This window comes from Desulfobacter sp. (assembly GCF_050177295.1).
The window spans coordinates 1-10,869 of record NZ_JBFXHE010000123.1; the positions used below are offsets into that span (position 1 = coordinate 1).

12 protein-coding genes and 1 tRNA gene are annotated in these 10,869 nt (G+C 49.6%); 8 read left to right on the forward strand and 5 right to left on the reverse strand.

All coding sequences use genetic code 11. The features are described 5' to 3' along the window. The first annotated feature begins 391 nt into the window (after nt 1-391). The 4 genes from AB7U36_RS10555 to AB7U36_RS10570 all read left to right on the forward strand — a co-directional run bounded on the left by AB7U36_RS10555 (nt 392) and on the right by AB7U36_RS10570 (nt 4,146). A complete protein-coding gene (locus tag AB7U36_RS10555; RefSeq protein WP_428159741.1) occupies nt 392-1,021 on the forward strand; it encodes a hypothetical protein in 630 nt (209 codons plus the stop codon). 150 nt (nt 1,022-1,171) lie between these two features. Continuing rightward, nucleotides 1,172-1,465: a helix-turn-helix domain-containing protein gene (locus AB7U36_RS10560; RefSeq protein WP_428159742.1), complete on the forward strand. Its 294-nt coding sequence runs from the start codon at nt 1,172-1,174 to the stop codon at nt 1,463-1,465. Further along, the gene (locus AB7U36_RS10565) at nt 1,446-3,767 is read left to right on the forward strand and encodes a phage/plasmid primase, P4 family (RefSeq protein ID WP_428159743.1); all 2,322 of its coding nucleotides are present in this window, start codon (nt 1,446-1,448) and stop codon (nt 3,765-3,767) included. The genes AB7U36_RS10560 and AB7U36_RS10565 overlap by 20 nt, the downstream gene beginning before the upstream one ends. Before the next feature lie 196 nt (nt 3,768-3,963). Next, the gene (locus AB7U36_RS10570; RefSeq protein ID WP_428159744.1) at nt 3,964-4,146 is read left to right on the forward strand and encodes a hypothetical protein; all 183 of its coding nucleotides are present in this window, start codon (nt 3,964-3,966) and stop codon (nt 4,144-4,146) included. Between the two features lie 92 nt (nt 4,147-4,238). Here AB7U36_RS10570 and AB7U36_RS10575 read toward each other — a convergent pair whose 3' ends face one another. Continuing rightward, nucleotides 4,239-4,517, reverse strand: a complete 279-nt coding sequence (locus AB7U36_RS10575; RefSeq protein ID WP_428159745.1) for a hypothetical protein — start codon at nt 4,515-4,517, stop codon at nt 4,239-4,241. A gap of 48 nt (nt 4,518-4,565) precedes the next feature. Between AB7U36_RS10575 and AB7U36_RS10580 the strand changes: the two genes are divergently transcribed. From AB7U36_RS10580 to AB7U36_RS10595, 4 genes are all read left to right on the forward strand, one after another. Next, nucleotides 4,566-4,883: a hypothetical protein gene (locus AB7U36_RS10580; RefSeq protein WP_428159746.1), complete on the forward strand. Its 318-nt coding sequence runs from the start codon at nt 4,566-4,568 to the stop codon at nt 4,881-4,883. 74 nt (nt 4,884-4,957) lie between these two features. Continuing rightward, the gene (locus AB7U36_RS10585; protein WP_428159747.1) at nt 4,958-6,214 is read left to right on the forward strand and encodes a phage major capsid protein; all 1,257 of its coding nucleotides are present in this window, start codon (nt 4,958-4,960) and stop codon (nt 6,212-6,214) included. Between the two features lie 19 nt (nt 6,215-6,233). Next, nucleotides 6,234-6,689 carry a hypothetical protein gene (locus AB7U36_RS10590; RefSeq protein ID WP_428159748.1) on the forward strand — a complete coding sequence of 152 codons (456 nt, stop codon included), beginning with the start codon at nt 6,234-6,236 and terminating at the stop codon, nt 6,687-6,689. Between the two features lie 299 nt (nt 6,690-6,988). Beyond that, complete coding sequence (locus AB7U36_RS10595) at nt 6,989-8,071, forward strand: tyrosine-type recombinase/integrase (protein WP_428159749.1); 1,083 nt, start codon at nt 6,989-6,991, stop codon at nt 8,069-8,071. 109 nt (nt 8,072-8,180) lie between these two features. Here AB7U36_RS10595 and AB7U36_RS10600 read toward each other — a convergent pair. From AB7U36_RS10600 to AB7U36_RS10615, 4 genes are all read right to left on the reverse strand, one after another. After that, nucleotides 8,181-8,256 (reverse strand) — tRNA-Val (locus AB7U36_RS10600). A gap of 54 nt (nt 8,257-8,310) precedes the next feature. Next, entirely contained in the window at nt 8,311-9,555 is a 1,245-nt protein-coding gene (locus AB7U36_RS10605) for a hypothetical protein (RefSeq protein WP_428159750.1), read from the reverse strand. A gap of 86 nt (nt 9,556-9,641) precedes the next feature. Beyond that, nucleotides 9,642-10,625 (reverse strand): polyprenyl synthetase family protein, encoded by a 984-nt coding sequence (locus AB7U36_RS10610; protein WP_428159751.1) that lies wholly within the window; start codon nt 10,623-10,625, stop codon nt 9,642-9,644. Beyond that, on the reverse strand, nt 10,622-10,869 hold a 248-nt coding region (locus tag AB7U36_RS10615), incomplete at its 5' end, for a TRAM domain-containing protein (RefSeq protein ID WP_428159752.1). The genes AB7U36_RS10615 and AB7U36_RS10610, both read right to left, overlap by 4 nt.

Genomic DNA, 10,869 nt, shown 5'->3' on the forward strand with positions numbered 1-10,869 from the left:
ATCAGGGGTTTGGGCACGATTGGATATAAGATTGCAGTAAATTGACAATTTGTCAAGGTTAAATTCTCTGCCTCCGGAAAAATTAAGATGGATAATTATACGTAAATCTAACAAATTGTCAAATGATTAAAGCTGTATAGAACTATGGTAAGCCGCTCCATATTTACCCAGGGGAGCTGGGAACCATGCAAATGATAAGTTATGTTTCCGGTGATCAGGAAAGCCTTTCGCACGATGCTCTACACCTTTTTGCCTGTTTACGTTGGTTTTTTGAATTGCGGTAGCAGTTTAGGTCCAGCAAAACAGGCGATATCTCAAAAAAGATTATAGTCTGATCTTTTTTAATTGACATCTGATCTTTTATATGGAAAATTAGCACTAACAGTAAATAATGATTTCAGGCAGCAACTCACAACAAAAGGAATATAAGATAATGGTTAGCAGTACCGCGATATCAAAAATACTGGCTCAATTAACCGGTGTCCCAAAAAGCAAAACTGACAGCCTTGCTTTAGAGCTAAGAAAAGCTGGCATCCTAAAAACGAAAGGCCCAGGCCGTGGCGGGATCGATATTGATTTTGAAGAAGCACGGGATATGATACTCGCCTTATTGGGTGCCAATGTACCAAAAGACGCTCCGGCGACTGTAAAAAAACTTAACAGCCTTGTGGATAAGGACGGGAAAACCTTTGGCGACACCCTTTTGGACTTATTTTCCGGCCCAACAGACAATCTCGTTGACTGTGTTAATGTCTCCAAAACATCCAACCACGCGGTCATTATCTATTCAAAAGGCTGTATTAATGATCCCCATGGGGAAACGGTGTCAATTCCTGGCTATCTGCATTTTTCAGATCCTGACGGGGTGGAAAAGAGCCATGGTTATGGGATTAACTCATGGATTTCTGGTGGTGTCATACGGTTGGTTTTCGCGTTATTAAAATCACCAACAATTACTCAAAGTGAACTCGACCAGTTAAACAAGGAAGCTGAGAGGATGGCCGCCGAATTAAAAATTTAGGTTGAAGTATGCCCCGGGGAATCCCGCCAAGAATATCCCCAGGGCGATGCCACAACCCCCACGCGAATGAAGATCGTTGGCCCTGCCATCATATCTTATACTTGATAGCCCGGTCAATGGTCCCAAAATCAAACAAATAGGATCATTGCCATGACTGAAAATGGAATCCATATCCATATCAATTTAGGGCCGGAAATCGAGTCGCTACTTCCAAAGGTTCAAGCGTTCCTGGAAGGTCTACCCAAGTCCGTGCAACCGTCTGAACCCGATGAAATTATGACTATTGATGATTTATCCAGTCTGTGGAAGGTGCCTAAGCAAAAAATATACGGTCTGACGATGCAAACCGGACCCGGTTCACTTCCAAGGTTTAAAATAGGCCGTGATTTACGGTTCTATCGCTCCGAGGTAATGAGGTGGGCGGATGAACAGCGCGTCAAGTAGTTCCATGCAGGCTGTCGTAGATGCCATTGCAGAATCAGGGGCGATGTCCGGCGAGATCCGAGTCAATTGTATATGCCAGGATGGGCAGGGCCAGGATAAGACCCTTGGCGTTAATATTGACACTGGCGTTTTTCATTGTCACAGATGTGGGATAAAAGGAAATTTTCTCAAGGTAAACGGTTCTGACAAAAAGCCATTGGCCCAATACATTTTGGACCACTCCTTGAGCATGACCTCCCATCCGTATACCGACAAAAAGCAGATCCACCCGGACGAAATTCGAGTTGATAAACACGGGAATTGGGTTCTTCCATTCCATGATAGCGCCGGGCAGCTCCAAACCTTGCAGCTTATCAGCCTTGATAAAAAACTCTTCTTGAGCAAGGCCAAAAATGACGGCAAGGGCGTCATAGGATCGGCCTATATAATAGAAGGCTCAAAAGAAAAAGCGTATGTCTGCGAAGGCCCGGCAACCGGGTGGAGCATTCACGAGGCCACGGGCGCAAAGGTTTTTTGTGTGGGCGGCAAGGAGAATTTTAAGCATGTCCTGCCTTGGGTGAAAGAAAAGTATAAAACCGTCATTGTGGCAGCGGATAACGATCCGAGCTGGGCCGGTCTAATGGCTGCAAACAAGGCGGCGTTTAAAAATGGATTGCAAATCGTCATACCTCCAACCGTGGGACAGGACTTTAATGATTATGCGATCGCTGCCGGTCTTGATGCCGCAAAAGCGATCTTGGAAAATCCAAAGGAACCAGCACCGCCAAACCCGGAAGACGCCCAAAACGATGAACTGGATGATTATCTGAGCCGGTTTGGTATATCACGCCAAGACATTACCAATGCCGCCTTTGATGAGCAAAAAGGGTGCGCGGATATTGCCCGGCAAGTCCTTAAAAATCAATTCTGCTTCGATCATGCTGATGGGTGTTGGCACAAGTACTCCGGCCATTATTGGGTATCGGATTCCACGGGCGAAGTCCTTAAAGCTCTGGATATTGTCCAGAACCTATTTAAAAAAGTCGAATCCAACCTTCGCGGGGCAGTGGTTATCCTGGGCCAACAGATCCAAACAGCGGATCAGGCTCAAAAAGAATCCCTTGAGATGGAAGTCAAAGCACTGGAAAAACAGAAAAAAGCACTACAGGCAAGTATCCACAACATGAACGGCCTATACCACCGGAAACAGGTAGTCGAGTTTGCCGCCCTGGGGCCGGATAGCCTGGGGATCGCAGGAGGAGAGTGGGACCGGGACCCGTGGTCATTACCTTGTAAAAACGGTGTCGTTGACTTGAGGACCGGTGATTTAAAACCAGGTAGACCAGATCAGTATTTAAAAGCAGCCTGCCCAACCGAATACCATAAAAGTGCAGAATGTAAACAGTTTGAGCGGGCTTTGATGGAAATCTGCGGCAACGATACGGGACTGTTTTGTTATATTCAGAGGATGCTTGGTCAAGCCCTGGTTGGTGCCAACTTGGAACATAAGCTTTTTATCCTATGGGGTGCCGGTAGAAACGGCAAGGATACCATTCTTGAGACCATTAAATTTGTCCTGGGTGAAAATCTGGCCGGGCCTGTCCAGTCTGAACTGTTACTTGACCAGGGCCGCCTTAAAAGCTCATCCGGGCCGAGCGCTGATATCATGCGTCTCAGGGGGTTAAGGATAGCCTGGGCATCGGAGACCAACGAGGGCCGCCGGATGGATACCGGCAAAGTTAAGCTTTTGACCGGTGGCGGGGATCTGGTAGGCCGGGCACCCTATGGCCGCAAGGAAGTATCTTTCCCGCAGTCCTTTTCCCTGATGCTTTTGACGAATAATAAACCCCATGCACCAGCCGAAGATTTTGCCTTGTGGCAGCGTATCAACCTTATACCATTTGGCACACGGTTCGTTGACAATCCCAGCGAACCCAACGAACGGAAAAAAGATCCGCACCTTTGGACAAAACTCCAAGCCGAGGCCGAAGGTATCCTTGCTTTCCTGGTGGCGGGTTGCCTTGAATGGCAGGAACACGGGCTTTGTCCTCCTGAGATTGTAACCAAATCAACTGACGAATACCGGACCAGCGAGGACCTTTTGCAGTTGTTCATAGATGAAGCTTGTATTGTCGGGCCGGGATATACCGCAAAGGCAAAACAACTGTTTGACCATTACAAAACATGGATGAACGAGAACGGATTAAAGCCTTTAAGCGGTACAAAATTCGGTCTCAAGATAGGCGAACGATTCGAAAAAAACAAAGGAAGAAACGGAGCTTGCTATCAAGGTATTGGAATTATTGATGATATGTTTGTGTGACGGGTGTGACGGGTTTAAGCCTTTTTTACCAACTTTTCTTTCCAGGGAAATTTGGGGTCCTCGTGGAGGGAGTTTTAGCAAAAGTGCCGTCAACCCGTCACAACCCGTCACAACCCAAAGGGCTTTTTCTTGAGATATGACCACGAAGCCAGCCAGGAGCAGATCCAGCAGGCCTAAATAATAAAAGGACACAAAGATGAGACACAAAGAACTTTCAAATATCATAAACACCCGGTTTAAAACCATTGAAGACCGGATCAAAGCCAGACCCCATGGCGGTGACTTCAACAGCCTTCGCAAATTCCTGGCCGACCTTGTGGATGACATCAACGAGTTTGAATCCATGCTTGATACGTTGGAATGGGAGCTACCCCGGTGAAATGTCTTTTATGTGATAGGCAGGGAATATTCCCCTGCCTGTTTTTACCGAACGAGCCCAAACGTTTTGGATCTGCGGTGATCGCTTATCACTTATGTCGGAAATGCCGGAATATTCCCGTAAAAAAACGCATGGACAAGGTTGAATCCAAGCTCCCGAAGCGCCCAGCCTGGTGGCCGGTGACCATGGATAAGGTGCCGGCGTGATGATCGACCAGGAAGGGCGCGTACCCTTGTGGCGTGGTACTGCTGGCAAGGATATCCATGGCCGGTTGACCATACGCAGCAGGAGCCGGGCAGATAGACGGGCAGGCACCCCCCTGGGTCAAATCTTACCAGGATCACGGACCCGGAAACCTCGTCGGCTCCCATCCGCAGAATTAATCGTGGTTTTTGAATAAAATATCAAAGGAGAACCAAATGGCACGAGGTGGACCCCGGCCCGGTGCCGGAAGGCCAAAGGGCTCAAAAAATAAAAAGACGATCGAAAAGGCAGTGATTCGGAAAGCCGCAGCAGAGGAAAACATGACCCCGCTTGAGTACATGCTCCGGATCATGAGAGATGAGAACGCGGACCCCGAGGTTAGAGCGCGAATGGCCTATTATGCGGCACCCTATGTCCACCCGAAGGCGGGCGTTAAGACCGGCGTTAAAGCAGAACGCGAAGAACGGGCAAAACAGGCTGGGACAGGCCGGTTTTCCCCGTCGGAACCGCCAAAACTAAACGTGGTTAAATGATTTTATATATTTGGCTTGGAAATATAGCCCAGCCATTTTTTACATAAATGTATTTTTTAAAAAAGGAACTTAATATGAGAGCAAATGCAGCACAGCAGGACGAAGGATTGAGCCATATTGCTGGAATGGTTGAAATGATTAACGGAGCTTTTGAGGATTTCAAAGTGAAAAATGACGCCAAAATCGAGGCGTTACAGGCACAATCGGACGCCCTTGAAAAAGCGGTGGCCATCGGGCAGAGCCCCGGTGTATTTATGGGTGACAGTAACCCCCTGGCTGCCGAGAAGTTCGGATATAAAAACCTGGGCGCTATGGCCTTGGACATCCGTAACGCTGCCCGGCCAGGCGCAGCCCCTACCGATGGTTTGATGGGTTATATCCAGGCTGCCGCGACCACATTCGGCACTGAGGGCTCCGGAGCTGATGGCGGTGTGCTTGTCCCGGCGGAATTTTCGCAGCAGATCATGGCCGATTCGTTCAGCGACGCTGGCATCCTGGGCCGGTGCAGTATCACAACTGTCCAGGGTAACAGCTACGTCATGCCCACAGACGAAGGAACCCCGTGGTCAACAACCGGCATCCGGGCGTATTGGGAAAATGAAGCTGCAACCCTGACCCAGAGCAAACCGGAGCTGAAGACCGTGACCCAGCGCCTTGGCAAGATAACCGCCTTGGTTCCTGTCAGTGATGAACTGCTCGAAGATGCCTCAACCTTGTCCGCCTACCTTGACTGGAAAGTCCGAGAAATTTTTGATTTCAAAATCGCTCTCGGGATCGTCCAGGGGACGGGAACCGGTCAGCCTATGGGAATCCTGAATGCAGGCGGTCTCAAGACCATTGCAAAAGAGACAAGTCAGGTTCAGGATACCATTCTTTTCGAAAATATTGCTAAAATGGAGGCGGCTATGCTGCCCCAGCACAGGAAAAACGCCGTGGTACTGGCGCACAGTACCTGCTTGCCACAGTTAAGGAGCATGTACCTTGCGACCGGTGACGGCGGCGTTCCGGCGTATCTGCCTGCCGGTGGCCTGGCTGACAATCCTTACGACCGTCTTGCCGGTCTGCCTGTAATTTATACGGAAGCCTGTAATTCGCTTGGTGACGCTGGTGATATCATTCTGGCGGATCTCAGCCAATACAGAATTATCATGAAAGCTGCCGGTATGCGGTCCGATGTCAGCATGCACGTTTGGTTTGACCAGGGTTTGACGGCTTTCAGGTTCGTAATGCGGATCAGCGGGCAGCCCTGGCGGTCAAGTGTGATTACCGGGCGTGATGGTTCAACCGAGTACAGCCCCTTTGTGGCCCTGGCTGAACGTGCAAGCGAATAAATAAAGGAGATAGAATATTATGATAAACGAACAAACAAGTGAAAAAATTGCAGTTATTGGAACGATTGATCCCCAGACCGTGGTGAACACCGAAGTATTTACCGACGTTGTGGATATGTCCAAATATCACCAGGCAATGTTCATCTGCGCCCTGGGTAATATGGCGGCTGAAACCATTGATTTCACGGTCTATTACTGTGACAGTGACGGCGGAAACGCCACAGCACTCAAGAGCGCCACGCAACTGGCTGCGGATGCCTCAGCGAACGACAATAAGCAGATCGTTATCAGTGTCCGGGATCAGGAGTTGCTGACCGTTGCAGAAACCACCCGGTATCTGAAAGCCGGGCTTGTGACCGGTGGGGCGTCCGGTGGCCCTGCCTGTGTGGTGGCCTTGGGTGTTGACAGCAAATATGGTCCGGCATCCGGTAGCGATCTTGCCTCAGTGGCTGAGATTGTGACGGCGCTGGATTAACAGATACGACGTGTTGCCCCGTGCGTCATAAAACAAAACGGGCCTGCTGCGATACCGGTACACATCCATCCCCGGCCAGTGGTTTCCTTATTGTATGACCGGTCATCCTTGTGGTGGCCGGTTTTTTAAAATCCACTTGACAACCACTGAAGACCAAGACAGGCTTGTCTTAAAACTGCATGAACAACTCCAAGGGAAAGCCGAGGCAACGGGGAACCCTGGACCACGGAACAATATTCAGATCAACTTAATATAGCCCGAAAACGGGCTAAAAAATAGAAACGATCCGGGAGGCACATATGTCAAAAGTCCGAAAAAGAGGAAATGGTTATTTCTTGGATTTTTACGATGATCACGGAGAGCGCCAACGGATTTCAATGCCGAAGGGCACCACCAAAAAAGTGGCCCAGGATAAGTTGGATGAAATACGCCGACAGCTTAGAGAAGGCACCTATATGGCCCCGGCAAAAATTCCGACATTTAAGGAAGTGGCCCAAGAATGGCTTGAGCATAAAAAAATGAATCTCCGCCCCACCACCTGGTCAGTATATGAAGGACACACAAGGAACCATTTTTCAGAATTTGACCATTTGTATATGAATAGGATTTCTACCGCGATGGTTGAGAAGTTTATCACAACCCGGCAGGAACAGGGGATGAACCTCAGTACATTGAAAAAAGTCCTGATTTCCCTGGGACAGATATTTTCCCTTGGTGTAAAACGTGGCTACTGCATTAAAAACCCGTTGGCTGATGCGGATCGACCCAGGAGCCAGGGGACAGAAGAAGACGGGCAGGATAACATTCAGATCATGACGACGGAGCAAATTGGGGCTTTTCTGGGGAACGTGAAGAGTCACAAATACAAAACCCTCTTCACCCTGGCCATTTTCAGCGGTGCCCGTCAGGGTGAACTACTGGGGCTCAAGTGGTCAGATATTGACTGGGAGAACAACCAGATTCACATTCAGCGGACATTTAACAATGGCGCTTTCTTCACCACTAAAACCAAGGGCTCCAACAGGAAAGTTGATATTGGCCCGAAAACCATGAGGACATTGAAGGAATGGAAACTTGCCTGCCCACCCGGGGAACTGGAACTTGTTTTTCCCACGGCCAGCGGCAGCCCAATGAATAACAGCAATATGGTTAGCAGATATTTCAGGCCAGCACTAAAAGCAGCCGGTATTGAGCAAATACGGTTTCATGATCTGCGCCATACCTATGCCTCTTTACTGATCGAGCAGAACGAGAATATAAAATACATTCAAACTCAGTTGGGCCACTCAACCCCGACGGTGACCCTGAATGTTTATGCTCATTTAACGAAACCGAGGAACCAGGCGGCGGCTATAAAATTGGAGAATGCAATTTTAAATTGAGGTGGGCACAACCGGGCACATTTTAGGCACCCCAAAAACAACCGGGCACAAAGTGGGCACAAAAACTAAAAAGGGCTTAGAGTTAAATCCTCTAAGCCCTTGATTTTTATGGTTGGCACGAGCGGACTTGAACCGCTGACTTCTACCGTGTCGAGGTAGCACTCTACCAACTGAGTTACGCGCCATTAAACTTAGATGGCTTTTAACAGACCCGTGAAATTATGTCAAGAATATTGGCGCTATTCTTGCGGTATTTTCTGAACAATTCCCTGGCCGGTCGTGCTGTTGACTGATCCCTGGGAAGACGTATCCGGCTGTGGGGTAATAACGTTTAGGCCATCCTGGGGGGGCTGCGGGGCAGCGTTGTTGTTCGGGGAGGCCACAAATCTTATTTTCACCGCATCATCAGAGACCATTGAAACTTCAATGCCGAATTCTTCAAAGGTCCTCAGCATCACTGCATTGGCAAACCCTGCGGGGGTGCCTTTGTAGCTGACCTCCATAATGGCATGGGATGATCCAAGTTCACGGGGTGAAATATCTTCAATCTCCCTGATATCTTTGAGCTGACGTTTCAGGGCAATGAACCGGGTCAGAAAATTGTCCCCCTCCACATAAAGATCAAAGGTTTTTTTCTCTTTCATGGCCTGGGCCCAGAATCCTTCAATTTTTTCCTTCAAGTCCTGCCCAGCGGTTTCTGCGGCCTGGGCAAGTGCCTGGCCTGCGCCCCGGGGATCTATACTTTTGGCCGTGGCCCTGGAGGTGGTATGGATCACCCCTTTCTGGGACGCCATATCCAGCACCGTAAACGAAACACCAGCCTCAAAGGTTTTTTCATTTCCCATCCGGTTAGCGGACTCCTGGGCCGATGCCATGCCAAGGACGACCATATCGGCCTTAAGGGCCTGTCCAAGGGCCATGGCAGCTGTCTGGTCATCCATGGCAGAAAATACAACATTATAGGCAGCAGGGTCGGGATAATTACTTCCTGTAACCACCAAAGGGATATGGGCCTGCTCAAATACGGCTTCCAGGCTTTGTTCCGCAACAGAGGCATAGGATTGACCTTCCGGCTGCCACCACCAGCACCGGGGTTGCGTATCTTCGGGTCCCTGTTCTGCAATGAGTACGAGAACCTTTGGATTATTCCGGGCCGGGTTGAAGATGCCGGAATCAACCAGTCGTTTCTCCAGAAGTTCCAGGCTGATCTTTGATTCCACGCCCACAAGATACGCCCCGTTGTGGGCCATGCCGTTGATGACCCGGTAAGTGGACACAAAATCCATGGTATGGGCAAGAAGCTGGTCATAAAGAAAATCAAGATTTTCGCCCAGTTTCTGCTGGGATACCACCGTGGCAAATGCACTTTGAACGGCCTTTTCCAGGGCATCTCTCACTGCATCCTTTTGGGCACCTGAAGTATCCTGGCCGTTTATTTTATGTCGGCCGGTGGTGATTTGGACACTATCCTGTGGGGCTGCCATTACCCCGGCCAAGGGAAAACAAAAAACCGCAATTATAAATGCAATCAATTTTTTACGGGCAGAAAATCGTAATTTGGAAATCATGGTCATACCTTTCTGAGGATGGAATAATCAGCAATCAGTTCCAGCAGATGTTTTGAGGCGGATTCAGGAAAAATATCCAGGGCTGCCCTGGCTGACTGAACATGGGAAAAAGCCAGGTTGTTTGTATATTCAATCCCGCCCAGGCGAGTCAGTCGTTCTTTAAGATCCTGAAATTCTTCCGGATTAAACTGCGGCCGGGCCATGGCAGCCAGCATCCATTCGCGGTCCGGGGCATCAGCCTTTTCAAGGCTGTAAATCAGGGGCAAGGTCAGCTTGCCTTCGCGCATATCTGCCCCGGGGTTTTTGCCCAGCTGCTCGGCTGTGGCAGTATAGTCCAGCAGGTCATCGGCCATCTGAAAGGCCATGCCCAGGTGCCAGCCGTAATTCTTAAGGGCAGCTTCCCGATTTTGGCCGGCCTTGGCCACAATGGCACCGGTGCGACAGGCCCCCTGGATCAGAACTGCTGTCTTACGTTCTATAATCTCATTGTACTCTGCTTGTGTGAGGTCCGGGTTTCCCTTTTTTTCCATCTGGAGAATTTCACCCTGGGACATGTCTGCTGTAATTTGAGCGATCACTTCAATGACCCGGGGAGATTTTGTTCTTGCGGCAAGAACAAGCGCTGTGGCCAGGAGAAAATCCCCTGTGAGCACCACAGTTGGCGCATCCCACAGGGTGTGGGCGCAGGGTTTGCCCCGGCGTGTGCCAGAGCCGTCCACCACATCATCATGGAGCAGGGTGGCGGCATGAAGATACTCAAAAATAGTGGAAAATTCGATTTCCTGTCCGGTCTGAAACCCGCACATGCGGGCTGCATGGATCATAAGCAACGGCCGCAGCCGTTTACCGCCGGCAAACAGCAGATGGCCTGCCACCTGCCTGACCAGATCCAGATTAGGGGTCAAATTCGCTTCAAGGGCCTGCTCCACCAGCAAAAGGTCAGGGCCTGCCAGTGAAAGAATCTCTTTTTTTATATCTTTTGTCACACCATCTCCCCGGCAATATCATATTCAAACGCGTTGGTTATTTTTACCTGAACCAGGCTGCCTGTGTCCAGTCCATCTGAATAAATAAATGTCACCCCGTCCACTTCCGGGGCCTGAAACGGGGTCCTGCCGATGTATACGCCGTTGTCAGGGTTCTCTTCCACAAGAACAGGGTATACACGGCCCACATGCCGGGCATTGCGTTTTTCGGAAATTTCTGCCTGGGCCGCCATAATGGTGTCAT

What these genes read in the sequence shown, in the direction of transcription:
- AB7U36_RS10575 (WP_428159745.1), bottom strand. Translation starts at nt 4,517, where the DNA reads ATGGGAGCCGACGAGGTTTCCGGGTCCGTGATCCTGGTAAGATTTGAC.
- AB7U36_RS10585 (WP_428159747.1), top strand. Translation starts at nt 4,958, where the DNA reads ATGAGAGCAAATGCAGCACAGCAGGACGAAGGATTGAGCCATATTGCT.
- AB7U36_RS10565 (WP_428159743.1), top strand. Translation starts at nt 1,446, where the DNA reads ATGAACAGCGCGTCAAGTAGTTCCATGCAGGCTGTCGTAGATGCCATT.
- AB7U36_RS10570 (WP_428159744.1), top strand. Translation starts at nt 3,964, where the DNA reads ATGAGACACAAAGAACTTTCAAATATCATAAACACCCGGTTTAAAACC.
- AB7U36_RS10580 (WP_428159746.1), top strand. Translation starts at nt 4,566, where the DNA reads ATGGCACGAGGTGGACCCCGGCCCGGTGCCGGAAGGCCAAAGGGCTCA.
- AB7U36_RS10590 (WP_428159748.1), top strand. Translation starts at nt 6,234, where the DNA reads ATGATAAACGAACAAACAAGTGAAAAAATTGCAGTTATTGGAACGATT.
- AB7U36_RS10560 (WP_428159742.1), top strand. Translation starts at nt 1,172, where the DNA reads ATGACTGAAAATGGAATCCATATCCATATCAATTTAGGGCCGGAAATC.
- AB7U36_RS10605 (WP_428159750.1), bottom strand. Translation starts at nt 9,555, where the DNA reads ATGGCAGCCCCACAGGATAGTGTCCAAATCACCACCGGCCGACATAAA.
- AB7U36_RS10595 (WP_428159749.1), top strand. Translation starts at nt 6,989, where the DNA reads ATGTCAAAAGTCCGAAAAAGAGGAAATGGTTATTTCTTGGATTTTTAC.
- AB7U36_RS10555 (WP_428159741.1), top strand. Translation starts at nt 392, where the DNA reads ATGATTTCAGGCAGCAACTCACAACAAAAGGAATATAAGATAATGGTT.